Annotated in this window: 21 protein-coding genes; 15 read left to right on the forward strand and 6 right to left on the reverse strand. The window is 72.7% G+C overall.

All coding sequences use genetic code 11. The annotated features are described in order from the left end of the window. The 9 genes from ftsW to BJP40_RS10190 form a co-directional block, all read left to right on the forward strand. A partial coding sequence (ftsW, locus tag BJP40_RS10150) for a putative lipid II flippase FtsW (RefSeq protein WP_071280090.1) occupies window positions 1–1,118 on the forward strand: 1,118 nt, incomplete at its 5' end. Between the two features lie 6 nt (window positions 1,119–1,124). Further along, complete coding sequence (gene murG / locus BJP40_RS10155; RefSeq protein WP_071265461.1) at window positions 1,125–2,216, forward strand: undecaprenyldiphospho-muramoylpentapeptide beta-N-acetylglucosaminyltransferase; 1,092 nt, start codon at window positions 1,125–1,127, stop codon at window positions 2,214–2,216. Window positions 2,217–2,263: 47 nt separating this feature from the next. After that, window positions 2,264–3,073 (forward strand): cell division protein FtsQ/DivIB, encoded by an 810-nt coding sequence (locus tag BJP40_RS10160; protein WP_071280091.1) that lies wholly within the window; start codon window positions 2,264–2,266, stop codon window positions 3,071–3,073. A gap of 279 nt (window positions 3,074–3,352) precedes the next feature. Next, window positions 3,353–4,582: a cell division protein FtsZ gene (ftsZ, locus tag BJP40_RS10165; RefSeq protein ID WP_071280092.1), complete on the forward strand. Its 1,230-nt coding sequence runs from the start codon at window positions 3,353–3,355 to the stop codon at window positions 4,580–4,582. Window positions 4,583–4,589: 7 nt separating this feature from the next. Further along, window positions 4,590–5,357, forward strand: coding sequence for a peptidoglycan editing factor PgeF (pgeF, locus tag BJP40_RS10170; RefSeq protein ID WP_071280093.1), 768 nt, complete (start codon window positions 4,590–4,592; stop codon window positions 5,355–5,357). After that, window positions 5,354–6,073, forward strand: coding sequence for a YggS family pyridoxal phosphate-dependent enzyme (locus BJP40_RS10175; RefSeq protein WP_071280094.1), 720 nt, complete (start codon window positions 5,354–5,356; stop codon window positions 6,071–6,073). The genes pgeF and BJP40_RS10175 overlap by 4 nt, the downstream gene beginning before the upstream one ends. Before the next feature lie 124 nt (window positions 6,074–6,197). Continuing rightward, a complete protein-coding gene (locus tag BJP40_RS10180) occupies window positions 6,198–6,815 on the forward strand; it encodes a cell division protein SepF (RefSeq protein ID WP_071265471.1) in 618 nt (205 codons plus the stop codon). 80 nt (window positions 6,816–6,895) lie between these two features. Then, a complete protein-coding gene (locus BJP40_RS10185; protein WP_071265473.1) occupies window positions 6,896–7,192 on the forward strand; it encodes a YggT family protein in 297 nt (98 codons plus the stop codon). 50 nt (window positions 7,193–7,242) lie between these two features. Next, a complete protein-coding gene (locus BJP40_RS10190) occupies window positions 7,243–8,322 on the forward strand; it encodes a DivIVA domain-containing protein (protein ID WP_071280095.1) in 1,080 nt (359 codons plus the stop codon). Between the two features lie 416 nt (window positions 8,323–8,738). Here the strand turns inward: BJP40_RS10190 and ileS are convergent, their stop codons facing one another. Beyond that, window positions 8,739–11,918 carry an isoleucine--tRNA ligase gene (gene ileS / locus BJP40_RS10195; protein WP_071280096.1) on the reverse strand — a complete coding sequence of 1,060 codons (3,180 nt, stop codon included), beginning with the start codon at window positions 11,916–11,918 and terminating at the stop codon, window positions 8,739–8,741. 569 nt (window positions 11,919–12,487) lie between these two features. On the opposite strand from ileS, the gene BJP40_RS31620 reads away from it, so the two are divergent. From BJP40_RS31620 to BJP40_RS10225, 5 genes are all read left to right on the forward strand, one after another. Next, a complete protein-coding gene (locus tag BJP40_RS31620) occupies window positions 12,488–13,846 on the forward strand; it encodes a TraR/DksA C4-type zinc finger protein (protein WP_079171062.1) in 1,359 nt (452 codons plus the stop codon). A gap of 106 nt (window positions 13,847–13,952) precedes the next feature. Continuing rightward, entirely contained in the window at window positions 13,953–14,513 is a 561-nt protein-coding gene (gene lspA, locus BJP40_RS10210; protein ID WP_071266763.1) for a signal peptidase II, read from the forward strand. Between the two features lie 76 nt (window positions 14,514–14,589). Then, window positions 14,590–15,531, forward strand: coding sequence for an RluA family pseudouridine synthase (locus BJP40_RS10215; RefSeq protein ID WP_071266761.1), 942 nt, complete (start codon window positions 14,590–14,592; stop codon window positions 15,529–15,531). Next, on the forward strand, window positions 15,528–15,995 hold the full coding sequence (locus tag BJP40_RS10220; protein WP_071280098.1) for a GNAT family N-acetyltransferase: 468 nt from the start codon (window positions 15,528–15,530) through the stop codon (window positions 15,993–15,995). Before BJP40_RS10215 ends, BJP40_RS10220 begins: the two co-directional genes overlap by 4 nt. 527 nt (window positions 15,996–16,522) lie before the next feature. Beyond that, a complete protein-coding gene (locus BJP40_RS10225; RefSeq protein WP_071280099.1) occupies window positions 16,523–18,109 on the forward strand; it encodes a Na+/H+ antiporter in 1,587 nt (528 codons plus the stop codon). 12 nt (window positions 18,110–18,121) lie between these two features. Here the strand turns inward: BJP40_RS10225 and BJP40_RS10230 are convergent, their stop codons facing one another. Continuing rightward, window positions 18,122–19,225, reverse strand: a complete 1,104-nt coding sequence (locus BJP40_RS10230; protein WP_071266755.1) for a mechanosensitive ion channel family protein — start codon at window positions 19,223–19,225, stop codon at window positions 18,122–18,124. A gap of 39 nt (window positions 19,226–19,264) precedes the next feature. On the opposite strand from BJP40_RS10230, the gene BJP40_RS10235 reads away from it, so the two are divergent. Then, window positions 19,265–19,834, forward strand: a complete 570-nt coding sequence (locus BJP40_RS10235) for a dienelactone hydrolase family protein (protein WP_071280100.1) — start codon at window positions 19,265–19,267, stop codon at window positions 19,832–19,834. Between the two features lie 333 nt (window positions 19,835–20,167). Here the strand turns inward: BJP40_RS10235 and BJP40_RS10240 are convergent, their stop codons facing one another. From BJP40_RS10240 to BJP40_RS10255, 4 genes are all read right to left on the reverse strand, one after another. Continuing rightward, complete coding sequence (locus BJP40_RS10240) at window positions 20,168–21,181, reverse strand: zinc metalloprotease (protein WP_071280101.1); 1,014 nt, start codon at window positions 21,179–21,181, stop codon at window positions 20,168–20,170. A 297-nt stretch (window positions 21,182–21,478) separates the two neighbouring features. Continuing rightward, on the reverse strand, window positions 21,479–23,155 hold the full coding sequence (locus BJP40_RS10245; protein WP_071280102.1) for an alkaline phosphatase: 1,677 nt from the start codon (window positions 23,153–23,155) through the stop codon (window positions 21,479–21,481). A gap of 143 nt (window positions 23,156–23,298) precedes the next feature. Beyond that, complete coding sequence (locus BJP40_RS10250; RefSeq protein ID WP_071280103.1) at window positions 23,299–24,114, reverse strand: DsbA family protein; 816 nt, start codon at window positions 24,112–24,114, stop codon at window positions 23,299–23,301. Between the two features lie 107 nt (window positions 24,115–24,221). Next, the gene (locus tag BJP40_RS10255; protein WP_371258622.1) at window positions 24,222–24,923 is read right to left on the reverse strand and encodes a hypothetical protein; all 702 of its coding nucleotides are present in this window, start codon (window positions 24,921–24,923) and stop codon (window positions 24,222–24,224) included. Between the last annotated feature and the right edge of the window lie 129 nt (window positions 24,924–25,052).

A 25,052-nucleotide genomic window follows, 5' to 3' on the forward strand; every position in this document is an offset into this window, starting at 1 on the left:
TCAAGGCGCTGGCGCTGGACCTGCCCGCCACGTACTTCTTCCGCAAGCAGTTCCTGGCCGCCGCCATCGGCGCCGTCCTGCTGCTGGCCGCCTCCCGGATGCCGGTCAGGCTGCACCGGGCGCTGGCGTACCCGCTCCTCATGGGCACCGTCTTCCTGATGGTGCTGGTGCAGATCCCCGGGATAGGGCACGAGGTCAACGGCAACCAGAACTGGATCCACCTCGGCGGCCCGTTCCAGCTGCAACCGAGCGAGTTCGGCAAGCTGGCGCTCGTCCTGTGGGGCGCCGACCTGCTCGCCCGCAAGCGGGAGAAGCGGCTGCTCGGCCAGTGGAAGCACCTGCTGGTGCCGCTGGTGCCGGTGGCCTTCCTGCTCCTCGGGCTGATCATGCTCGGCGGGGACATGGGCACGGCGATCATCCTCACGGCGATCCTCTTCGGCCTGCTGTGGCTCGTCGGCGCCCCGCCCCGGCTGTTCGTGAGCGTCCTCGCCGTCGCCGCGGCCATCGGGGTGATGCTGATCCGCACCAGCGCCAACCGGATGGCGCGGATCGGGTGCCTCGGCGCCACCGACCCGGGCCCGGGGGACCTGTGCTGGCAGGCGGTGCACGGCATCTATGCTCTGGCGTCCGGCGGATGGTTCGGTTCGGGGCTCGGGGCGAGTGTGGAAAAATGGGGCCAACTCCCCGAACCGCACACCGACTTCATCTTCGCCATCACCGGGGAGGAACTGGGACTGGCGGGGACGCTGTCGGTGCTCGCCCTGTTCGCGGCTCTAGGCTATGCGGGTATTCGCGTGGCCGGACGCACGGAGGACCCCTTCGTGAGGTACGCCGCGGGAGGCGTGACCACCTGGATCACGGCCCAGGCCGTGGTCAACATCGGTGCGGTGCTCGGCCTGCTGCCGATCGCCGGTGTCCCGCTCCCGCTGTTCTCCTACGGAGGGTCCGCCCTGCTGCCGACCATGTTCGCCGTCGGACTGCTCATCGCCTTCGCGCGGGAGGAGCCGACGGCGAAAGCGGCCCTGGCCGTGCGTCAGCCCCGGTCGGGCGGGAGGGCCGGGGTGAGTTGGATGTCGATGCGACGGCGCGTCAAGAAGCGCCCGTCCGGAGAGCGGTGAATTTCGGTGCATGTCGTACTCGCCGGCGGGGGGACCGCCGGCCACATCGAGCCCGCGCTCGCCCTCGCGGATGCCCTGCGCAGGCAGGACCCTTCCGTGGGGATCACGGCCCTCGGCACGGAGCGCGGCCTGGAGACCCGGCTCGTGCCCGAGCGGGGCTACGAGCTGGCACTCATCCCGGCCGTGCCGCTGCCCCGCAAGCCCACCCCCGAGCTGATCACCGTGCCCGGGCGGCTGCGCGGCACCATCAAGGCGGCCGAGCAGGTCCTGGAGCGCACCAAGGCGGACTGCGTGGTCGGCTTCGGCGGCTACGTGGCGCTGCCCGGCTACCTGGCCGCGAAGCGGCTCGGCGTGCCGATCGTCGTCCACGAGGCCAACGCCCGCCCGGGCCTCGCCAACAAGATCGGCTCCCGCTACGCGGCGGCCGTCGGCGTCGCCACCCCGGACAGCAAGCTCCGCAACGCCCGCTACATCGGCATCCCGCTGCGCCACACCATCGCCACCCTGGACCGCGCCCGGATGCGGCCCGAGGCCCGCGCTGCCTTCGGGCTCGACCCGAACCTCCCGACGCTGCTGGTCTCCGGCGGCTCGCAGGGCGCCCGCCGGCTCAACGAGGTCATCCAGCAGGCCGCCCCGGCGCTGCAGCGCTCCGGTATCCAGATCCTGCATGCCGTCGGCCCGAAGAACGAACTGCCCCACGTCGAGAACATGCCGGGGATGCCCCCCTATGTCCCGGTATCGTATGTGGATCGGATGGACCTCGCGTACGCCGCGGCCGACATGATGCTCTGTCGCGCGGGCGCGATGACCGTCGCCGAACTCTCCGCCGTCGGACTCCCCGCCGCGTACGTGCCGCTGCCCATCGGCAACGGCGAGCAGCGGCTCAACGCCCAGCCGGTGGTCAAGGCCGGCGGCGGCATGCTGGTGGACGACGCCGAACTCACCCCCGAGTGGGTCCAGGGCAACGTCCTCCCGGTCCTCGCCGACCCGCACCGGCTGTACGAGATGTCCCGTGCCGCCGCCGACTTCGGCCGCCGGGACGCCGACCAGCTGCTGGTCGGCATGGTCTACGAGGCGATCGCCGCCCACCGGGCCTGACCGCCCGGACGCGACAGCACGCCGCCAGGCGTGAGAAGGCAGGGAGCATGGCCGGACCGACGACCACCGAACGCGGCGCCCAGGGGCCGTCCGCGGGGGCGTCGTCGGGCCGGCCCTCCGGGGCGGCGCGGTCCCGGGGCGGGCCCGCACGCAGGTGGCCGCACCTCCGGCCGGTCCTGCTGTCCCTCGGCGGCCTGGCCCTCCTCGGCGGCGCCCTGTGGGCCCTGTACGGCTCCTCGTGGCTGAGGGCCGACCACGTCACCGTCTCCGGTACGCGCGTCCTGACCCCCCGTCAGGTTGAGGGCGCGGCCAGGGTCCCGCTCGGCGCGCCGTTGGCCTCCGTCGACACCGGCGCCGTCGAGGAGCGGCTGCTGCGTGAGCTGCCCCGGATCGACTCGGTGGACGTCGTCCGGTCCTGGCCGGACGGAGTCGGTCTGGAAGTGACCGAACGCACCCCCGTCCTGGTGCTCGAACAGGACCGGAAGTTCGTCGAAGTGGACGCCAAGGCCGTCCGTTTCGCCACCGCCGCGACCGCCCCGCGCGACGTCCCCCTCCTCCGACTCGACACCGCCGGCGCCCCCGGCCTGCGGCGCTTCGGTGAGGAGCGGCTCACCCGCGAGGCCGTCGGCGTGGTGACGGGACTGCCCGGCAGGCTCGCCCGCGAGGTGTCCTCCGTCCGCGTCCGCTCGTACGACTCGGTCACCCTGGAGCTGGCTGGTGGCCGGACGGTGTTCTGGGGGAGCGGTGAGCAGGGCGGTGCGAAGGCCCGTGCGCTCCTCGCACTGATGAAGGCGGCGCCCGGAGCGGACCGCTTCGACGTCAGCGCCCCGAGCGCCCCCGCCGCGTCACGGAGTTGACGCACATCTGCGCTGACCAGCACCCTGGTTGGTCAGCAACCCGGGTGATCACATAGGGTGAAAAGAAAAACGGGAGGTTCGGCGTGTTCGTTGAACGTGCGCCGCTTGTCGACTTAGTGTCCTGTTCGGAAGAGTCCAGGGAGCAGGCACACTGGTAACCCTAAACTTCAACGTTAGGGTTTGGGTCGGCGATTGGGACCGTCCCATCGGCATCCGTCGTCGCGGCGCGCCAGGCAGCGCGAAGCGGCGGCCCGTTAATCGAGGCGAGAGGCCTTCGACGTGGCAGCACCGCAGAACTACCTCGCAGTCATCAAGGTCATCGGTGTCGGCGGCGGTGGTGTCAATGCCATCAACCGAATGATCGAGGTCGGTCTCAAGGGCGTCGAGTTCATCGCCATCAACACGGACGCTCAGGCGCTGTTGATGAGCGACGCCGACGTCAAGCTCGACGTCGGCCGCGAACTCACCCGGGGACTCGGCGCCGGCGCCAACCCCGACGTCGGCCGCAAGGCCGCCGAGGACCACGCCGAGGAGATCGAGGAGGTCCTCAAGGGGGCCGACATGGTCTTCGTGACGGCGGGTGAGGGCGGCGGCACCGGCACCGGCGGCGCCCCCGTGGTCGCCCGCATCGCGCGCTCGCTGGGCGCCCTCACCATCGGCGTGGTCACCCGCCCCTTCACCTTCGAGGGCCGGCGCCGGGCCAACCAGGCCGAGGACGGCATCGCGGCGCTGCGCGAAGAGGTCGACACCCTCATCGTCATCCCCAACGACCGGCTGCTGTCCATCTCGGACCGCCAGGTGAGCGTGCTGGACGCCTTCAAGTCCGCCGACCAGGTGCTGCTCTCCGGTGTCCAGGGCATCACCGACCTCATCACCACCCCCGGTCTGATCAACCTCGACTTCGCCGACGTCAAGTCGGTCATGTCCGAGGCGGGTTCGGCGCTCATGGGTATCGGGTCCGCGCGCGGCGACGACCGCGCCGTGGCCGCCGCCGAGATGGCGATCTCCTCGCCCCTGCTGGAGGCGTCCATCGACGGCGCCCGCGGGGTGCTGCTCTCCATCTCTGGCGGCTCGGATCTCGGCCTGTTCGAGATCAACGAGGCCGCCCAGCTGGTCAGCGAGGCGGCCCACCCCGAGGCGAACATCATCTTCGGTGCCGTCATCGACGACGCCCTCGGCGACGAGGTGCGGGTCACGGTCATCGCGGCCGGGTTCGACGGCGGCCAGCCCCCCGCCCGGCGCGACACCATCCTCGGTGCGTCGGCCGGCGGCAAGCGCGAGGAGACGGCGGCCCCCGCTCCGTCCCGTCCCGCCGAGGCGGCCCGTCCGGTGAACGGCGGCCTCGGGACCGTCCCCGTGCGCGAGGAGCCTCCCGCCGCGCCGGCCGAGCCGGCTCCCGCCGTGGCGGAGACCCAGCTGCCGCCGATCGCCCAGACCTCCATCCCCACGACCCGCCCGTACCAGGACAGCCAGGCCGAAGAGCTGGACGTCCCGGACTTCCTGAAGTGACACCGGAGTGATAGGGCAGCACGACTCCGCGGACGGCGCGCACTTCGCCTTCACCGACCGGTGGGGCGGGGTGAGCGCCGTTCCGTACGAGGAGCTCAACCTCGGTGGCGCGGTCGGGGACGACTCGGCCGCCGTACGCGAGAACCGGAACCTCGCCGCCAGTGCCTTGGGCGTCGACCCCGCACAGGTCGTGTGGATGCGCCAGGTGCACGGGCGTGTGGTGCACGTGGTCGACGGCCCCTGGCCGGCGGAAGCGGAGGTTCCGGAAGGGGACGCGGTGGTCACCGCCCGGCGCGGGCTGCCGCTCGCCGTCCTCACCGCCGACTGCGTCCCCGTCCTGCTCGCCGACCCGGTCGCAGGAGTCGTCGCGGCCGCCCACGCGGGGCGTCCGGGAATGGTCGCCGGTGTCGTCCCCGCGACCGTGGAAGTCATGGTCGCCCTGGGCGCGGAACCGTCCCGGATCACCGCCGTGACCGGACCCGCCGTGTGCGGACGGTGCTACGAGGTGCCCCAGGCCATGCGGGACGAGGTCGCCTCCGTAGAGCCGGCCGCCTGGGCGGAGACCGGCTGGGGCACCCCGGCCGTGGACGTCGTCGCCGGCGTCCATGCCCAGTTGGAGCGGCTGGGGGTGCACCGCCGCCGTACCTCCGGCGTCTGCACCCGGGAGTCGGTCGACCACTTCTCGTACCGCCGTGACCGCACGACCGGGCGGCTCGCGGGGTACGTCTGGCTGGACGCCTCCCCGTCGGAGGTACCGGAAGGAGGTGACGGGTGACGGACCGCAAGGCGGAACTCGCCGAGAACCTGGCGCGGGTGGAGGAGCGCATCGCTGCCGCCTGCGCCGCCGCCGGACGGAGGCGGGAGGACGTGACCCTCATCGTGGTCACGAAGACCTACCCGGCAGACGACGTCCGGCTCCTGCACGAGCTGGGCGTGCGCCACGTCGCGGAGAACAAGGACCAGGACGCCCGGCCGAAGGCCGCCGCCTGCGCCGGCCTCGATCTGACCTGGCACTTCGTCGGTCAACTCCAGACCAACAAGGCCAAGTCGGTGGCCGGCTATGCCCAGGTCGTGCAGTCCGTCGACCGGTTGAGGCTGGTTTCCGCCCTGTCCGCCGCGGCGGTACGGAACGGCCGGGAGCTGGACTGCCTCGTGCAGGTGGCCCTTGACGCCGGGTCGGGTGAGCGCGGGGACCGGGGCGGGCTCGCCCCGGAGGGCGTCGACGAGGTGGCGGCCGCGGTGGAGGCGGCCGAGGGGCTGCGGCTGCGCGGCCTGATGACCGTGGCCCCGCTGACCGGTCCGTACGCGGGACGGCAACGCGCCGCGTTCGACCGGCTGATGGAATTGTCATCCCGCCTGCGCGCGGCACATCCGGCTGCGAACATGGTGTCAGCAGGGATGAGCGCGGACTTGGAGGACGCCGTCGCGGCCGGGGCGACACATGTGCGCATCGGCACGGCGGTACTCGGAGTCCGTCCCCGGCTCGGGTAACGTCGCGAAGCAAGTCGGACCACAGTAGAAAATATGGTCATTTCCGCCGACAGGCGGACAGGCCACGTGGATCGCAGGCGCGACGTGACGTTGCCGATCCACCACAGAGCGGAGGACTCAGAGAATGGCCGGCGCGATGCGCAAGATGGCGGTCTACCTCGGCCTCGTGGAGGACGATGGGTACGACGGCCGGGGCTTCGACCCCGACGACGACTTCGAACCCGAGCTCGAGCCGGAGCCGGAGCGCGACCGGCGACGTCACCAGCCCCCGCATCAGGTGGAGCGCGAGGAACCGGTCCATGCCCCGGTGGCGCAGCCGCCGGCCCCGCGCGAGCCCGTCTCGCTCCCCGCGGACAGTGGCCGACCCGCACGGATCGCCCCCGTGGCGTCCATCACACCTGAACGCCCCAGTCTGGAGAAGAGCGCACCGGTGATCATGCCCAAGGTCGTGTCCGAGCGGGAGCCCTACCGCATCACCACGCTGCACCCGAGGACCTACAACGAGGCCCGTACCATCGGGGAACACTTCCGCGAGGGCACCCCGGTGATCATGAACCTCACGGAGATGGACGACACGGACGCGAAGCGACTTGTCGACTTTGCCGCCGGACTGGTCTTCGGGCTCCATGGCAGCATTGAGCGAGTGACGCAGAAGGTGTTCCTGTTGTCGCCTGCTAACGTCGACGTTACGGCGGAGGACAAGGCCCGCATCGCAGAGGGCGGATTCTTCAACCAGAGCTGAGACCAGAGCACGGACACGAGACCGGAACGGCCCGGCCGGGAGGCCGGTGAGACGAGAGCCAGGGGAAAGGGAAGCACGGCATGGGCGTCGTACTACAGGTGATCTACATCGCCTTGGCCTGCTTCATGGTCGTGCTGATCTTCCGGCTGGTCATGGATTACGTCTTCCAGTTCGCCCGATCCTGGCAACCTGGCAAGGCGATGGTGGTCGTTCTGGAGGCCACCTACACTGTCACCGATCCACCACTCAAGCTTCTGCGGCGGTTCATCCCACCGCTGCGTCTCGGGAGCGTGGCACTCGACCTGTCCTTCTTCGTTCTGATGATCATCGTGTACATCCTGCTGAACATCGTGGGTAGCCTCGCGATGGGGGTGTGAGCGATAACGGTCCTGCCGACTGCCGACGACTACGTAGAGGTGAAGAAGAGATGCCGCTGACCCCCGAGGACGTGCGGAACAAGCAGTTCACGACCGTCCGCCTCCGAGAAGGCTATGACGAGGACGAGGTCGATGCCTTCCTCGACGAGGTCGAGGCCGAGCTGACGCGCCTGCTCCGCGAGAACGAGGATCTGCGCGCCAAGCTGGCGGCCGCGACGCGCGCCGCCGCGCAGAACCAGCAGCAGGCCATGCGCAACCCACCGGAGCAGCAGGAGCGACCCGCCGGCCCCGGGGGTCCTGGCGGCCCTGGCGGTGCTCCGGTCCCCGCCGGGATATCCGGTCCGCCGGTCCAGCAGCAGCCGCAGATGGGCCCGCCCCAGCTGCCGGGCGGTGCGCCGCAGCTGCCGGCCGGTCCCGGTCACGGTGGCCCGCAGGGCCCCGGTCCCATGCAGGGCGGTCCCATGGGCGGCCCGATGGGTGGTCCGATGGGCGGCCACATGGGCGGTCCCGGCATGCCGCAGCAGGGTCCGGGCGGCGACAGCGCCGCGCGTGTCCTGTCGCTGGCCCAGCAGACCGCCGACCAGGCGATCGCCGAGGCCCGTGCCGAGGCCAACAAGATCGTCGGTGAGGCCCGTTCGCGCGCCGAGGGTCTGGAGCGGGACGCCCGTGCCAAGGCCGACGCGCTGGAGCGGGACGCGCAGGAGAAGCACCGCGTCGCGATGGGCTCCCTGGAGTCCGCCCGCGCCACGCTGGAGCGCAAGGTCGAGGACCTGCGCGGCTTCGAGCGCGAGTACCGCACGCGCCTGAAGTCGTACCTGGAGAGCCAGCTGCGTCAGCTGGAGAGCCAGGGCGACGAGTCGCTGGCGCCTCCGCGCACCCCGTCCGCGGCCCCGTCGCTGCCGCCGTCCCCGTCGATGGCGTCAGCCGGCGCGAGCGGCCCCTCGTACGGTGGCAACCAGCCGATGGGCGGCCCGCCCGGGATGGGCGGTGCTCCGTCCTACGGCGGCCAGCAGCAGATGTCGCCGGCGATGACCCAGCCGATGGCTCCGGTGCGTCCGCAGGCGCCGCAGCCGATGCAGCAGGCGCCGTCCCCGATGCGGGGCTTCCTCATCGACGAGGACGACAACTGACGTAGCCGCCGTCGGCAGTCGGCAGCAGGGCCGGGGCCCGCACACCATCGGTGTGCGGGCCCCGGCCCTTTCGCGCGCGCCCCACGGTCGGGTTCCGGACGGCCGCCTGCCCGCGGGCGGTGGCTCCGACGGCTCCTGGCCGGCCTGGGCACCGTCGAGCGGTGCCCGCCGCTCCGGCCGCCGGCCGCCCGCTGTCGTGCTCACCGACTGCGCCCACGCGGCCGGGCCGGTCCCTGTGCGCGGCCCGGCCGCGTGCACGCTGCGGGCCGCGGCGGCACGGGCGCTCCGAGGCGTGCGGCCGTCGGGGTGCGGGCGTCAGGGGTACGGACGGTGCCCCGGGATCGGCAGAGCCCCGGGCCGCCGAGGCGGCACCGGGGCTCCGGTGACGGGCGGGGGCGCAGCCGCCCCCGCCGCGGTCAGGCCTTGCGCAGGCGGAACGTCAGGGACAGCGACTCGTCGGTGAACGGCTCGCCGTACGTCCCGTCGGCCTCCCCTTGCGCGAAGTCCGTCGCCAGCACCTCGTCCGCGATGAGGGCCGCGTGCTCGCCCAGTGCGGAGGCGACCTCGGCGTCCGAGGACTCCCAGCGCAGCGCGATCCGGTCCGCCACGTCGAGGCCGCTGTTCTTGCGGGCTTCCTGGATCAGTCGGATCGCGTCGCGGGCGAGGCCCGCACGCCGCAGCCCGGGCGTGATCTCCAGGTCCAGCGCGACCGTCGCGCCGGCGTCGGACGCCACCGACCAGCCCTCACGCGGGGTCTCCGTGATGATCACCTCGTCGGGTGCGAGGGCCACCGTCTCGCCGTCGACCTCGACGGTGGCCTCACCCTCGCGCAGTGCCCGCGACAGTGCTGCCGCGTCGGCCGCCGCGATGGCCCTGGCGACGTCCTGGACCCGCTTGCCGAACCGCTTGCCCAGCGCCCGGAAGTTGGCCTTCGCCGTCGTGTCGACCAGCGAGCCGCTGTCCCCCGTGCCGGCGGAGTCGGCCAGCGACGCCAGCGACGAGACGTTCAGCTCGTCGGTGATCTGGTCGTGCAGCTCGGGGGAGAGCGCCTCGAAGCCGGCCGCGGCCACCAGCGCCCGCGACAGCGGCTGACGGGTCTTCACGCCGGACTCCGCACGCGTGGCGCGGCCCAGCTCCACCAGCCGGCGCACCAGCGCCATCTGCTGCGACAGCTCCGGGTCGATCGCCGACAGGTCGGCCTCGGGCCAGGTGGACAGGTGCACCGACTCGGGCGCGTCCGGGGTCACCGGGACGACGAGGTCCTGCCAGACCCGCTCGGTGATGAACGGGACCAGCGGGGCCAGCAGCCGCGTGATCGTCTCGACCACGTCGTGCAGGGTGCGCAGCGCGGCCGGGTCGCCCTGCCAGAACCGGCGGCGCGAGCGGCGCACGTACCAGTTCGACAGGTCGTCGACGAACGCCGACAGCAGCTTGCCGGCCCGCTGCGTGTCGTACGCCTCCAGCGCCTGGGTGACCTGGTCGGTCAGCGCGTGCAGCTCGCTGAGCAGCCACCGGTCCAGCACGGGCCGCTCGGCGGGCGCCGGGTCGGCGTCGGACGGGGCCCAGCCGGCCGTGCGGGCGTACAGCGCCTGGAAGGCGACCGTGTTCCAGTACGTGAGGAGCGTCTTGCGGACGACCTCCTGGATCGTGCCGTGGCCCACGCGGCGGGCCGCCCACGGCGAGCCGCCGGCCGCCATGAACCAGCGCACGGCGTCCGCGCCGTGCTGGTCCATGAGCGGGATCGGCTGGAGGATGTTGCCCAGGTGCTTGGACATCTTCCGGCCGTCCTCGGCCAGGATGTGCCCGAGGCAGACCACGTTCTCGTACGGCGACTTGTCGAAGACGAGCGTGCCGATCGCCATCAGCGTGTAGAACCAGCCGCGGGTCTGGTCGATGGCCTCCGAGATGAACTGCGCCGGGAAGCGCTTCTCGAAGAGGTCCTTGTTCTTGTACGGGTAGCCCCACTGCGCGAACGGCATCGAGCCGGCGTCGTACCAGCAGTCGATGACCTCGGGGACCCGCGTGGCGGTGGTGCCGCACTGGGGGCAGTCGAAGGTGACCTCGTCGATGAACGGGCGGTGAGGGTCGAAGTCCGACAGGTCGCGGCCCGCGAGCCCGCCCAGTTCGGCGCGGGAGCCCACGACGGTCAGGTGGTCGTCCTCGCAGCGCCACACCGGCAGCGGGGTGCCCCAGTAGCGGTTGCGGGACAGCGCCCAGTCGATGTTGTTGTTCAGCCAGTCACCGAAGCGGCCGTCCTTGACGGAGTCCGGGTACCAGTTGGTGGCCTGGTTCTCCGCCAGCAGGCGGTCCTTGACCGCGGTCGTGCGGATGTACCAGGAGGGCTGTGCGTAGTACAGCAGTGCCGTGTGGCAGCGCCAGCAGTGCGGGTAGCTGTGCTCGTACGCGATGTGCTTGAACAGCAGGCCGCGCGCCTCCAGGTCGGCCGTCAGCGCCTCGTCGGCCTTCTTGAAGAACTGGCCGCCGACCAGGCCGACGGACTCCTCGAAGGTGCCGTCCGCGCGGACCGGGTTCACCACCGGCAGACCGTAGGCACGGCACACCTTGAGGTCGTCCTCACCGAAGGCGGGTGCCTGGTGGACCAGGCCGGTGCCGTCCTCGGTGGTGACGTACTCGGCGTTCACGACGAAGTGGGCCCGCTCCGGGGCGGACTCGCCGCCGCTCTCGGCCGGGGCCGGGAAGTCGACCAGCTCGAACGGCCGCTGGTACTCCCAGCGCTCCATCTCGGCGCCGGTGAAGGTCTGCCCGGTGGCCTCCCAGCCCTCTCCGAGGGCCTTGGCGAGCAGCGGCTCGGCGACGACCAGCTTCTCCGCGCCGTCGGTGGCGACGACGTACGTCACCTCGGGGTGTGCGGCCACGGCGGTGTTGGACACCAGGGTCCAGGGAGTCGTCGTCCAGACGACGAGGGACGCCTCACCGGCGAGCGGGCCGGAGGTGAGCGGGAAGCGCACGTACACGGACGGGTCGACGACCGTCTCGTAGCCCTGGGCCAGCTCGTGGTCGGACAGACCGGTGCCGCAGCGCGGACACCAGGGCGCCACCCGGTGGTCCTGGACGAGGAGGCCCTTGTCGTGGATCTCCTTCAGGGACCACCACACCGAGTCGATGTACTCGGGGTTCAGCGTCCAGTACGCCTCGTCCAGGTCGACCCAGTAGCCCATGCGGGTCGTGAGTTCCGCGAAGGCGTCGGTGTGGCGGGACACGGAGGCGCGGCACTTCTCGTTGAACTCGGCGATGCCGAAGGCCTCGATGTCCTTCTTGCCGGAGAAGCCCAGCTCCTTCTCGACGGCGAGCTCCACCGGCAGGCCGTGGCAGTCCCAGCCCGCCTTGCGGGCCACGTGGTAGCCGCGCATCGTGCGGAAGCGCGGGAACACGTCCTTGAAGACGCGGGCCTCGATGTGGTGGGCACCGGGCATGCCGTTGGCAGTCGGCGGGCCCTCGTAGAACACCCACTCCGGGCGGCCCTCGGACTGCTCCAGGCTCTTGGCGAAGATCTTCTGCTCGCGCCAGAAGTCGAGCACGGCGTGCTCAAGGGCGGGCAGGTCGACCTGTGCGGGTACCTGACGGTACTGCGACATCGAATCCTCCGGCGGACAGGTTCGTCGTTCCGTCGGAGGGACGAGAGCCGTGCGCTCCCGCGGTACCACCCTCCTTGACCCCGGGTGTGACACCCGCGGCCCCCTCATTCGGGTCGCGAAGCCGGTTCTACTGACCTGCGCCGTGGGACGGGCCCACGCGCCGAGGCTTTCTTCCGGCAGCTCCGGGGTGATGTTTCACATCGGGCTCGCCCCCGGGCTCTCACCGTCCCCGGGTCGCTCATGGCCGCTCGCGACGCTACTCGTCCCCATCCACGCCTTTCGCTCCGCCCAGTGTACGGGCCCCCGCCGACACGGGCCGACCGGATTTCGGAGCAGCCCTCCGGCACGCGTGTCGCACGCCTCCGAATGGGCATACCAGGACATATTTCACCCAAAGGGGCAATGGCGTGGTTATCGCCCGCGGACCTGGGCACAAGCCTCCCAGGCTTCTCACGGGGCGTGCCGGGCGGGCGGACCCGGCGGCGCGCCCCGTTGCCGCCGGACCCGGGTCGATTTATCGTCCCAGCACGATTCGCGAGCAAGATCACAATATGTGAAGGGGTCGCGGCATGGTGGCGAAGCAGACCGCGAGGGCGACCGGGACGGCCGCGCGGAAGTCCACGGAGGCCAAGGCCCCCGCCACCGCGCCGACCCCCAAGAAGTCCGTCGCGAAGAAGGCTGCTTCCGGGAAGAAGGCGAGCGCCGCCCGGGAGGCCGCGTCCAAGAAGGCCACCGCATCCGCGGAGACCACTGCCAAGGGGCACGACGTCAAGCGGGGCTCCGCCGCCAAGAAGGCGCCTGCCAAGAAGGCGCCTGCCAAGAAGGCTGCCACCGCAAGGTCCGCCGCCCACGGAAGAGCTGCCGCCGCAGAAGGCGCCGTCGAAGGGGTCGAGCCCCGGAAGCGGTCCGGCGCGGTGCCCGGGAAGCCCCCCACCAAGAGGGCCGCCACGGAGAAGGGGCATGCGCGGAGTGCGGCGGCCGCCGGAGACGGGCCGGACGCAGGCGCAGCGGCTGAGGGCGTCACGGGGGCCGCGGTGGGGAAAAGGACGGCTGGGAGGAAGACGGGCCCGCAGACGGAGACGCCGGCCCGGAGGACCCCCGCGCGGAGGGCCGCCGCCGCACCCGCCGAAAAGCAGGGGGCGCCGGCGGCTTCGGAAGGCGGGGTCGTGGAGGCGGTGGCGGGGAAAAGGACGGCGGGCGCGCGCACGAAGGCCCGTGCGGAGAAGGCCCCCGCCGGGAAGGACGCGGGCGGCAGGGCGGCTGCCGCCGGGTCCGGACAGCATGAGACGGCCGCCCGGGCCGCCGGTGCCGGGAAGGCCGCCCCCGGGCGGTCCGCCGCCAAGGAGGCCGCCGCCAAGAGGTCGGCGGCCAGGAAGGCCACGGCCGCCAAGGCCGGCAGGAAGGCCGCACCCGCGGCTTCGGCCGCAGAGCAGACAGGAGACCGGACGGTGGCAGCGAAGAAGACGGCGGACATGGAGGCGACGGCCGGCGCGGGGGTTCCCCCGGCGCGCGGGCTCGCCGAGGCGGCGCCCGAGGAGCTCGCCGTACGGCCGGGCGAGGAGCCGTGGACCTCCGAGGAGGTCGCCGGGGCCCGCGCCGAGCTGGAGGGGGAGGTCCAGCGGCTCCAGCACGAGCTCGCGGCCTCCGAGACCGCGCTGACCGGCCTGATGCGTGACTCCGGCGACGGTGCGGGGCACGACGAGGCCGACACCGGCACGAAGAACATCACGCGGGAGCACGAGATGGCCCTGGCCGCCAACGCCCGGGCCACCCTGGAGCAGACCGAGCACGCCCTGGAGCGGCTCGACACCGGTACGTACGGCCTGTGCGAGGTGTGCGGCAAGCCCATCGGGAAGGCCCGCATGCAGGCGTTCCCGCGTGCCACGCTGTGCGTCGAGGACAAGCAGAAGCAGGAGCGGCGGGGCTGACCCGCCGCCGCTGCGGCAGGCGGCCGCCGCCGTGCGGGACCCGTCCGGGGCCGTACGCGTGTGCCGTACCCTCGTCACAGTCAGGCACCTAGGTTGAGGGACTCACGTGACAGAGGCGGAGCACGTCATCGGTACGCCGGATGCGGACGACGCGGCTGGGACGCCCGCCGAGCCGCGCACGGGAAGGCGGAGGATCGCGGCGCTCGTCGCCGTGGCCCTCGTGGCGTACCTGCTGGACCTCGGCAGCAAGATGCTGGTCGTGGCCAGGCTGGAGCACCACGAGCCGATCGTGCTCGTCGACGGTCTGCTGAAGCTGGAGGCGGTGCGCAACCCGGGCGCGGCGTTCGGGATCGGCGAGGCCTTCACCGTGATCTTCACGGTCATCGCGGTCGCGGTGATCGTGGTGATCATGCGCATCGCCCGCAAGCTGTACAGCCTGCCCTGGGCGATCGCGCTGGGCCTGCTGCTCGGCGGCGCGCTCGGCAACCTCACCGACCGGATCTTCCGGGCGCCGGGCGTCTTCGAGGGCGCGGTGGTGGACTTCATCGCCCCGGCGCACTTCGCCGTCTTCAACCTCGCGGACTCCGCGATCGTCTGCGGCGGTTTCCTGATCGTCATCCTCTCCTTCCGGGGGCTCGACCCGGACGGCACCGTCCACAAGGACTGACCGGCCGGGGCGCGGTGCGCCGGCGGTTGTCCACAGGGCCGACCGGGTGAGCGCGCGGACAGGGCATACTCGACGGGTGAGCACGATTCCCGAGATCCGCGCCCTGCCCGTTCCCGACGGCCTCGAAGGCGAGCGCGTCGACGCCGCCATCGCCCGCATGTTCGGGTTCTCCCGTACGAAGGCCGCTGAGCTGGCCGCGGCCGGGAAGGTCCTGGTGGACGGGGCCGTCGTCGGCAAGTCCGAGCGGGTCACCGGCGGTGCCTGGCTGGAGGTCGAGATGCCGACGGCGCCCGCGCCCGTGCAGATCGTCGCCGAACCGGTCGAGGGCATGGAGATCGTCCACGACGACGACGACATCGTCGTGATCGCGAAGCCCGTGGGCGTAGCCGCCCACCCGAGCCCCGGCTGGACAGGGACGACCGTGATCGGCGGACTCGCCGCCGCCGGGTACCGCATCTCGACGTCGGGCGCCGCCGAGCGGCAGGGCATCGTGCACCGCCTGGACGTCGGCACGTCCGGCCTGATGGTGGTCGCCAAGTCCGAGCGTGCGTACACCCTGCTGAAGGCGCAGTTCCGCGAGCGGGTCGTCGACAAGCGCTACCACGCGCTGGTGCAGGGCCACCCGGACCCGCTCAGCGGCACCATCGACGCGCCCATCGGCCGGCACCCGAACCACGACTACAAGTGGGCGGTCACGGCCGACGGCAAGCCGTCCGTCACCCACTACGACCTGATCGAGGCGTACCGGGCGGCCTCCCTGCTGGACATCAAGCTGGAGACCGGCCGGACGCACCAGATCCGCGTCCACATGTCCGCCCACCGCCACCCCTGCGTGGGCGACCTCACCTACGGCGCGGACCCGACCCTCGCCAAGCGGCTCCGGCTGACGCGGCAGTGGCTGCACGCCGTGCGCCTCGGCTTCGAGCACCCCTCGGACGGCCGCTGGGTCGAGTTCGAGAGCACGTACCCGGACGACCTCCAGCACGCCCTGGACACCATCGCGGCGGAGAGCGCATGAGCCCTTTCGCCGTGCGCGTAGCGGCCGGTGAGGCGGACCGGGAGGCTGCCTTCGCCGTCCGGCGCGCCGTGTTCGTGGTCGAGCAGGGCGTGCCCGAGGACCTGGAGTACGACGCGTACGACGCCACCGCCGTGCACGTCCTCGCGGTCCGCGGCGACGACGGGACCGCACTCGGCACCGGACGGCTGCTGCACGGGCCGGACGCCGCGAGCAGGACGGGCGGCGCCGAAGGCGTCGGGTCCCTGGGCCGTCTCGCGGTCACCCGCGCGGCGCGCGGCCTCGGCGTGGGCGCCGCCCTCGTCCGCGGCATCGAGGACGCGGCGCGCTCCTGCGGTCTGACCGCGGTGGATCTGCACGCGCAGACGCACGCCCTCGGCTTCTACGAGCGGCTGGGTTACGTGGCCTACGGCGGCGAGTTCCTCGACGCGGGCATGCCGCACCGGGCGATGCGCCGACTGCTCTGACGGGCCGCCGCAGTGCCCTGCGGGCGCCCGCAGGGATCGGGGGTCGGTGGGGTTTCCGGCTGCCTGGCCGGGCGGGGGCGCGCTGAGGCCGGTCCTGGTGGTGGGCTGTCTCCCAGGCGGCTTCGGGCTGGAGACAGCCGGCTGCCCGGGCCGGTTCGGCCGGTGGATAAGCCGGGTCGGTGGCCTGCCCTGCGGACGACCGCGGGCGACTGCGGGGGTCGGCGGTCGGCGGGCCCGCGGCTGACCGGCTGCTCCGGGCGACCGGCTGGGCCGGGGCGACCGGTGGCCGTCCCGGGTGGCCGTCGCGTCCCCTGGCGGCTCCGGGCTGTCCGTGCGGGCCCGTGGCCCCCGAGCCGTTGTGGCGGGGGCCGGGCGACCGGAGCCCTTCCGCGCCCCGGGCTCCCCTCCGTCGCGCCCCGACGCCACGGAGGCGGGCGGGGTGCGTGGTTGCCGGGCGCACGCAGTGTGCCGTGGCAGGGTGGGGGCCCGAAGTCGTCGCGTCGTCAGCGTGCGGAGGATCGCGCACCGTGGACCAGTTGGCGCTGCTGCTCGTCCTGCTCCTCGGCGCGGTGGTGACCGTGCCGCTCGGGGACCGCCTCGGCCTGCCGGCACCGGTGCTGATGACGCTCCTCGGGGTGGTGCTCGCGCTGCTGCCGTTCGTGCCGAACGTCGACATCCCGCCCGACTTCATCCTGCCGCTGGTGCTCCCCCCGCTGCTGTACGCGACCGTGCAGCGCACCTCCTGGCGGCAGTTCGCCGCGAACCGGCGGCCCATCCTGCTCCTGGCGGTGGCACTGGTCCTCGTCACCACCGCCGCAGCCGGTGCCGTCGCGCACACCGTGGTGCCGGGCCTGCCGCTCGCCGCGGCCGTCGCCCTCGGCGCGCTCGTCGCGCCGCCCGACCCCGTCGCGGCGACCGCCGTCGCCGGGTCGCTGGGCCTGCCCCGCAGGCTGGTGTCGATCCTGGAGGGCGAGGGGCTCTTCAACGACGTGACCGCGATCGTCGTCTACCACGTGGCCGTCGGCGCGGTGGTCGCCGGGGCGTTCTCGTGGGGCGGCGCCGCCGTGGAACTGCTGCTGTCCGCCGTCGTCGCGGTGGCCGTCGGGCTCGGTCTCGGGCGGCTCGGCGGGCTCCTCATGGACGCCCTCGGTGACGCCACCCTCCGCACCGGTCTCACGCTCCTGCTGCCCTTCGCGGCCTACGCCGTGTCCGAAGAGCTGCACGGCTCGGGGGTCCTGGCCGTGCTGGTCACGGCCCTCGCCCTGTCCGCGTCCACGGTGGACGCCGACGACGTACTGGGGCGGCTCACCGGGCGCTCGTTCTGGGAGGTCGTCGACACCCTCGTGACCGGGGTCGCCTTCGGCCTCGTCGGCCTGGAGCTCAGCACCGTCCTCGACAGCGCCGAGGGCCGGCTGCCGGCCATGCTCGGCTGGGGTGCGGTGGTCGCCGCCACCGTGGTCGCGGTGCGGCTGCTGTGGCTGCTGCCCGCCACGTGGCTGACCAAGCGGCTCCACTCACGGCGCGACACCGCCGAGGAGATCCCCCTGACCTGGCGGGAGGCCGTCGTCATGTGGTGGTCCGGCATGCGGGGCGTCGCGACCGTCGCCCTCGCGCTGGCCCTGCCGTACCGCACGGACGCGGGGGAGCCGTTCCCCGGCCGGGACGAGATCGTCTTCGTCGCCTTCTGCGTGATCATGGCCACGCTGGTCGTGCAGGGCCTCACCCTGCCCTGGCTGGTGGGCCGGCTCGGAGTGCGCGCCGACACCGGCGCCGAACGGCGGCTGGAGCGGGAGCTCGCGGTCCGCGCCGCTCACGCCGCCAGGCGGCGCCTGGGGCAGATCGAGGAGGCGGAGGACCTGCCGGAGGAACTCGTGGAGCGGCTGCGCGGCACCGCGTACGACATCGGCGCCCTGATCAGTCCCGAGGCCGCGGACGCGGGACAGCCGACGGAACACACGCGGCGCAGGGAGCGCGTCGGGCTCGTCCTGCGCGTCAGGCGCGAGCTGATGTCGGCCGCCCGCAGCGAGGTGCTGGTCGCCCGCACCGAGCCCGGCGCCGACCCGGAGGTCGTCGACCGGGTGCTGCACCGGCTCGACGTGCGCAGCCTGCGCTGAGCCCGCGCCGCCTCAGCCGTCGTCGCGGCGGGCCGCCCCGCCGCCGTCCTGGCGGGTCACCGTACCGCCGGCGTCGTGCCGGTCGGGCGCCGGCATCGTGGCGACGCGGGGCAGCGCGTACGGGTGGCGGGCGTACAGCCAGGCGATGAGCTCCTCGCGCACGGAGCAGCGCAGCGTCCACAGGTCGTCGGCGTCCTTCGCGGTGACCACGGCCCGCACGACCATCGTGCTCGGCGTGGTGTCGGTGACCACCAGCGACCATCCCCGCCCGTCCCACGTGGGGGACTGCTCCAGCACCTGCCGCAGCCGCTCCCGCATCAGCGCCACCGGCGCCGCGTGGTCGAGCTGGAAGAACACCGTGCCGGTGATCTGGGCGCCGCCGCGCGACCAGTTCTCGAACGGCTTGCTGGTGAAATACGACACGGGCATGGTGAGCCGGCGCTCGTCCCAGGTCCGCACGGTGAGGAAGGTCAGCGTCACCTCCTCGACCACGCCCCACTCGCCGTCCACCACCACGGTGTCGCCGATCCGCACCATGTCGCCGAACGCGATCTGGAACCCGGCGAACATGTTGCTCAGCGTGGACTGCGCGGCCACACCGGCGACGATGCCGATGATGCCCGCGGACGCCAGCATCGACGTGCCGATCGCGCGGAAGTCGGGGAAGGTCAGCAGCATCGCCGCGACGGCCACCACGCCGACGACCGCCGTGACGATCCGCATGATCAGGGTGACCTGGGTGCGGACCCGGCGGACCCGGGCGGCGTCGACCGTCAGCGCCGCGTACCGGGCGTAGGTCGCCTCCACGGCGGCGGACGCGATCCGCACCACCAGCCAGGCGCTCGCACCGATCAGCAGGACCGTCAGCGCACGGCCGATGCCGACCTCGTGGTCCTGGATGATCCGCCACTGCGTCTGCTCGTAGGAGCCCCGCAGGAGGGCGGTGAGCAGCACCGTCTGCAGGGGCAGCCGGCAGCGGCGCAGCATGCCCCACAACGGGGTCTCGGGGTGGCGGGCGTCGATCCTCTGCAGCAGCTGATCGGCCAGCCAGCCGACCAGGAGGGTGAGGACGATCGAGCCACCGAGCACGATCAACGGGCGCAGTACGTTCTCCATGACTCCGACACGCTAGACGGCGAGTGGCACCATGACCGAATGGAGATCATGTTGTTCCACTCGATGTACGGGTTGCGCCCGGCCGTGCACGCCGCCGCCGAGCGGCTGCGGGCCGCCGGGCACCAGGTGCACGTGCCCGACCTCTTCGAGGGGCAAACCGCCGACACGGCGGAGGAGGGCCTGGCGATCAAGGACCGCATCGGCTGGGACGAGCTGGTGCGCCGGGCCGTGCGCGCCGCGGCCCCGCACTCCGAGCGGGGGCTGGTCTACGCGGGGCTCTCGCTGGGGGCCGCGTTCGCGCAGATCCTGGCCACCGGCGACGAGAAGGCACGAGGGCTGCTCCTGCTGCACGGCACGTACGACGTGGGGGAGGGCCCGTCGCTGGCCGGCCTGCCGGTCCAGCTGCACCTCGCGGACCCCGACGCGTACGAGCCGGACGACTGGCTGAACTCCTGGTACCTCGCCATGGAGCGGGCCGGCGCGGACGTGGAGGTGCACCGGTACCGGGGCGCCGGGCACCTGTACACCGACCCGGGCCTGCCGGACCACGACGAGGAGGCGGCGGAGGCGGCCTGGACGGCGGCCCTGGCGTACCTGGAGACCCTGTGAGCCCCTGGGCGGGGGCAGCGGCGGAGCCGTGACGGGCCCCGCCCGGTGGTCCGGCGCTGGGCGGGGTGTGAGGAACGCCATGCGGCGGGCGCCTGCCGGTGCGCGCGGTGAGCGGTCGGGCGTACCGCACCGGTGGGGCCGCAGCCGTGCCGCGCGGACCGCGCCGTTCTGCCGCGTGGTGGTGGCAGGAGGGCGCAGGGTCCGGTCTCCGGCGCGGGTCCGCCGTCCCGCGCGCGGGCAGGGCACGGGCCCGGGGCGGCGTCTGCGCCGCGCCGTGCCCGTGCCCGTGCCCGTGGTCCCGGGCCGGCCCGGGTGGGCCGGCCGTGCCGCCCGTCAGGCGCGGTAGGCGACCCAGTGGTCCTGCATGCGCTGCACCTGGCCCGGGGTGAACTGGTACATGCAGGAGTCGTACGTGTAGTCCATGAAGTTGTGGACCGGGTCCAGGCCCGCCTTGCGGGTGCAGGAGTCCCTGCCCTCGGGGCACTGGTACGCGGGGCTCTTCTCGGCCGCGGTGTCCGCCACGTAGTCGCCGTTGCCGTTACAGCCGCCCTGGAAGGTGTGGTAGAGGCCCATCCAGTGGCCGACCTCGTGGGTGGCGGTGTCGCCCTCGTTGTAGTTGGCGGCGGTGCCGCCCGGCAGGGAGGCGTCGAGGACGACGACGCCGTCCATCTCCGGGTTGGACTTGTACGAGGACGGGAAGGTCGCCCAGCCGAGGAGGCCGCCGCTGAGGTTGGCGGTGTAGAAGTTCAGGGCGCCCGCGCCGCCCTGGCGGAGGGCCGACTTCATGGCCTTCTCCTCCTGTGAGCCGGAGGAGAGGTTGTACCAGGCGGCGTTGTCCGTGTAGGTGGTTCCGGCCAGGGTGAACTGGAAGCCGGAGTCGGCGTTGCCGGAGCCCTGGCCGCCGAAGGCGGAGTTGAGGACCGCCATCTGCGCGCTGATGTCGCTGCTCGACAGCTTGCCCTTGGTGCCGTCGTGGATGACGTGGAAGTAGACCGGGACGGAGACCGCGGCGGCCTGCGCCCGGGAGGCGTCGAAGCGTCCGGCGTCCAGGCCCTTGATCGCGGCCGCCTTCAGCTTCGTCTTGAGGTCCCGCTCCATCGCCTCGGCCTTGGCGGCGGTCACCTCGTTGGGCTCGTGCTTGTGGACGCCCTCCCCGGGATGCGCTGCGCGGGCGTGGGCGTTCGTGCCGGTCTCCTCGCACTCCTCGGCCGCGGTGGCGGCCGACGTGGTGGCGGCGGAGGCGCCGGTGGGCGCGGAGAACGGAGCCAGGGCCAGTGTTCCGGCCAGGACCGTGGCGCCGAGGACACGGCGGTGCGTACGCGGCGATATTCGGACAAGAGCACGCATGGGCGACTCCTCGCGGGGGGTTGTGGGAGGGCCTTCCTCGCCACCGCCGGGAGGACATTACGTGGCCATGTCAGATCTGGAAGAGAATCGTTCCGGCCCAATCAATCGTTGGGAGGATGAAGGCGTCGATGAGAAATCCTGCGGTCTGTCCCGGGAGTTGAGATGCGGACGTCATGCGCGTGCATACGTGGGCGGGCGGTGTGTCCGGATTCGATCTCCCGGACGCACCGCCCGTCACACGCTTGTGATCACCGCTTAACGGGACCGTCTTTGGCTGATACTCGCCCTTGCGTCAGCTCAGCGGATCGGTGTGTACGCCCGCTCGACCTTCTGTGTTCCGCTCAGCGTCCGGTAGGAGCGCGTCCACCGGGCGGAGGCGGCCGGGTCCTTGCGCTGCGAGAGCACGTAGTAGTCCATCTGCGACCGCTCCGCGGTCACGTCGAGGACGCCGTACCCGTGGTGGTCCATGTCCACCCAGTGCACATGGCTGTTGGCCGCCTTGATGGCCGCCGCCGCCACGTACGAGGCGGTGTTCGCCGGGACGCGCAGGATGTCGTCGAGGTTGTCCGAGGTCACCGACGTCACCACGAACTCCGTGGCCGCCGAGGGCGACTTCGGGTAGGTGGCCGCGGTCACCGGCACGTCGTTCGCCCACGCCATGTGGATGTCCCCGGTGAGGAAGACGGTGTTGCGCACGCCCCGCTCCGTCAGGTGCGCGAGCAGTTCCCTGCGGTCGTCGGTGTAGCCGTCCCACTGGTCCGTGTTGACCGCGAGCCCGCCCGACGGCAGACCCATCAGTTCGGCCACCGGCCCCAGCAGGTGCGCCGGGAGCGACCCGAACGCCACCGGCGAGATCATCACCGACGTGCCGACCAGCCGCCACGTCGCGTCCGAGGACGCCAGCCCCGCCTTCAGCCAGTCCAGCTGGGCCCGGCCCGTGATGGTGCGCTCCGGGTCGTCCACCTCCCCGCTGCCCGTCGCGGTCTGCTGCGAGCGGAAGGACCGCAGGTCCAGCAGGTGCAGGTCGGCCAGCTTGCCGTAGCGCAGCCGCCGGTAGACCGTGCCCTCGGTGGACGTGCGCACCGGCATCCACTCGAAGTATGCGCGCTTCGCGGCCGCCACGCGCTCCGCCCAGGCGCCCTCGCCCTCCGGGGTGTGGTTGTCGGCGCCGCCGGACCACGTGTCGTCGGCGAACTCGTGGTCGTCCCATATCGCGATCACCGGGTGCGCCGCGTGCAGCGCCTGCAGGTCGCGGTCCGTCTTGTACGTGGCGTGCCGGACCCGGTAGTCGGCCAGGGTGACGATCTCGTGCCGCGGCTCGTGCGGCCGCAGCACCCTGCTGGTCTTGGGGTACTGCCCCGAGCCGTACTCGTAGATGTAGTCGCCGAGGTGGAGCACCGCGTCCAGGTCGTTGCGGGCGGCGAGGTGGCGGTACGCGGCGAAGTAGCCCGCCTCCCAGTTCGCGCAGGACGCCACGCCGAACCGGATGCCGGGCAGCGCGGCGTCGTACGCGGGTGCCGTGCGCGTGCGGCCCACGGGGGACGGCGCCTGCGCGCCGCTCCCCGCGTCGCCGGCCGCGGAGAACCGGAACCAGTAGGTGGTGGCCGGCTGCAGCCCGCGGACGTCCACCTTCACGGTGTGGTCGGAGTCGGTGCCCGCCACGGTCGTGCCCCGGGCGACGGTGCGGGTGAACGCCCTGTCCTCGGCGACCTCCCATCTCACCTCCGTGTCCGGCCCCTTCCCGGAGCCCGGGGTGGCGTCCGGGGCCGGGGTCACGCGGGTCCAGAGCAGGACGCCGTCGGGGAGCGGGTCACCCGAGGCGACTCCGTGGAGGAAGGCAGGGGCGCGGGTGTCCGCGGCGGCGGGCGGGGCGGCGGCGAGCAGGGCGGGCGCGGCTACGGCGCTGGCGGCGGCGGCCTTGACGACCGTACGGCGGCTGGGGGTGCTGCTGTGCAGGGTGTTTCGACTGGTCACGGGCGATCAGACTACCCGTCACATTACTCACGGGTACGCCGTAAGTCGGCCTCTTCGCCGTGTGGTTGGCCGGTGTTCGCCGCTCATACACGGAAGGGCCTGCTCCGGTGGCCGGAGCAGGCCCTTCGGGGGAGGGGGAGGCGTCAGCCCTTGAGGGCCTTGTCGATCGCCGCGGTGAAGTCGGCCGCGGTCATCGGCGTGCCCTGGCCGTCCGCACCCGTCACCTTCTTGCCGTCCATCCTCAGCGTCGGCGTGCCCTCGACGCCGCTCTTGTTGAAGGTCTCCGACATCTTCAGCGCCCACGCGTCGAAGGTGCCGTCCTCGACGTCCTTCTTGAACTGCTCGTTGCTCTTCAGCGCGGGGACGGTGTCCGCGATCTCCAGCAGGTAGGAGTCCTTCGCGAACTTGTCCTCCGACTCCTCCGGGTGGAAGTCGGTGGAGAACAGCGCCGACTTGAACTCCATGAACGCCTCGGGGCTCACGTTGAGCGCCGCGCCCATCGCGGACAGGGCGTTCTTGGAGCCCTCACCCGGGAAGCTGTTGTCGATGAAGGAGGCGCCCACGAACCGGAGCTTGTACTTGCCCGCCTCGACGTCCTTCGCGACCGTCTCGCCGACCCGCTGCTCGAACACGGCGCAGACCGGGCAGCGCGCGTCCTCGTAGATCTCCAGCGTCTTCTTCGCCGTCGCCTTGCCGACGACGACCGTCGTCCCGTTCTCACCGGAGGTGTTCTTCGGGGCCTTGACGTCCTTGACCTCGGCCGCCGCCTCCCAGGCCGTGGGCTTGTTGGCCTGGACGACGGCGTAGCCGATGCCGCCGGTCAGCGCCAGCACGCCCACGCCGACCAGGCCGACGGTGAGCTGGCGGCGCCGCTTCTCCTTCTTCGCCTGCAGCTCGCGCTCACGGCGCAGCCGCTCGCGGGCCGCTGCCTTGTTCGCCTTGCTGTTGCGTGCACTCATGGTGGTGTGTCTCCGTCTGCGTCAAACGAGGGGGTGAGGGGCGCGGTGCTCGCCCGAGCCCACGCTGCGCGCTCCCGCCCGTGCCCCGGACGAGAGCGGCCCGCGTCTCAGGCGAGCGCGGCCCGCGGCGGCCCCCGCCGCCCGACGGAGTGCACCAGCAGCCGCGTGCGGGAGGCCCTGGCCCGCACCCGCGGCCGGGCGGACGGGACCCGGCGTCCGCCGCCGCCCCCGGCGGCCGCCACCACGACGGCGCAGGCGGTCAGCAGCGGCCGGAACGTGAAGGTCGCCGCCGCGCGCGCCAGCCGGGCCAGCGCCGCCTCGCCGCGCCGCAGCCAGGCGGCCGCGGCCAGCCCGACCGCCACGTGCGCGGTGAGCAGCAGCCACGGCACGGCGGGGTCGGGGGAGTGGACCAGCGCGCCCACGGCGGAGTCGGGCGCGGCCACCCCCGGCAGGGGCATGCCCAGGGCGTCGCCGCACAGCACGTCGAGCCCGACCGCGCGCAGGGAGCCCGCTATGGGCCCGCCGGACGGTCCGTAGCAGGTGTGCTGGCCGGCCGTGAACACCGTGTCCGCGGCCAGCTCCAGCGGCACCAGCAGCCCGGCGATGGACCAGAAGCCGCGCTCCCGTCCCGCCAGGGCGTAGGCTGCGGCGAACACGCCGCCCGCCACCAGCAGCACGGCCGTCACGGGGAGCGGCACGCGCGACAGCAGCACGTGGGAGGCGACGGACAGCGTCACGACGAGTGCCGTGAAGATCGCTGCCCGCAGCCCCCTCAACCGGGTCCCGGCCGTGCCGTCCATCGCGTCCATCGTCGGAGAGTGTGCCACGCCTGCGCGTAAGGACCCGCTAAACCGACCGCGAGGCCGGTTCCCGTACGCGGTGAGGCCCGCCCCCGAGCCGTCGGCACGGCCGCCGGGCGGCGCCCGCCGTCCCGCCCG

This window comes from Streptomyces sp. CC53, from assembly GCF_001865245.1.
Classification (GTDB): domain Bacteria; phylum Actinomycetota; class Actinomycetes; order Streptomycetales; family Streptomycetaceae; genus Streptomyces.

Bases quoted from the DNA above. Each gene is read 5' to 3' on its own strand.
- BJP40_RS10160 (WP_071280091.1), top strand. From the start codon at position 2,264: ATGGCCGGACCGACGACCACCGAACGCGGCGCCCAGGGGCCGTCCGCG.
- BJP40_RS10180 (WP_071265471.1), top strand. From the start codon at position 6,198: ATGGCCGGCGCGATGCGCAAGATGGCGGTCTACCTCGGCCTCGTGGAG.
- BJP40_RS10185 (WP_071265473.1), top strand. From the start codon at position 6,896: ATGGGCGTCGTACTACAGGTGATCTACATCGCCTTGGCCTGCTTCATG.
- BJP40_RS10190 (WP_071280095.1), top strand. From the start codon at position 7,243: ATGCCGCTGACCCCCGAGGACGTGCGGAACAAGCAGTTCACGACCGTC.
- ileS (WP_071280096.1), bottom strand. From the start codon at position 11,918: ATGTCGCAGTACCGTCAGGTACCCGCACAGGTCGACCTGCCCGCCCTT.
- BJP40_RS31620 (WP_079171062.1), top strand. From the start codon at position 12,488: ATGGTGGCGAAGCAGACCGCGAGGGCGACCGGGACGGCCGCGCGGAAG.
- BJP40_RS10220 (WP_071280098.1), top strand. From the start codon at position 15,528: ATGAGCCCTTTCGCCGTGCGCGTAGCGGCCGGTGAGGCGGACCGGGAG.
- BJP40_RS10230 (WP_071266755.1), bottom strand. From the start codon at position 19,225: ATGGAGAACGTACTGCGCCCGTTGATCGTGCTCGGTGGCTCGATCGTC.
- BJP40_RS10235 (WP_071280100.1), top strand. From the start codon at position 19,265: ATGGAGATCATGTTGTTCCACTCGATGTACGGGTTGCGCCCGGCCGTG.
- BJP40_RS10240 (WP_071280101.1), bottom strand. From the start codon at position 21,181: ATGCGTGCTCTTGTCCGAATATCGCCGCGTACGCACCGCCGTGTCCTC.
- BJP40_RS10250 (WP_071280103.1), bottom strand. From the start codon at position 24,114: ATGAGTGCACGCAACAGCAAGGCGAACAAGGCAGCGGCCCGCGAGCGG.
- BJP40_RS10255 (WP_371258622.1), bottom strand. From the start codon at position 24,923: ATGGACGCGATGGACGGCACGGCCGGGACCCGGTTGAGGGGGCTGCGG.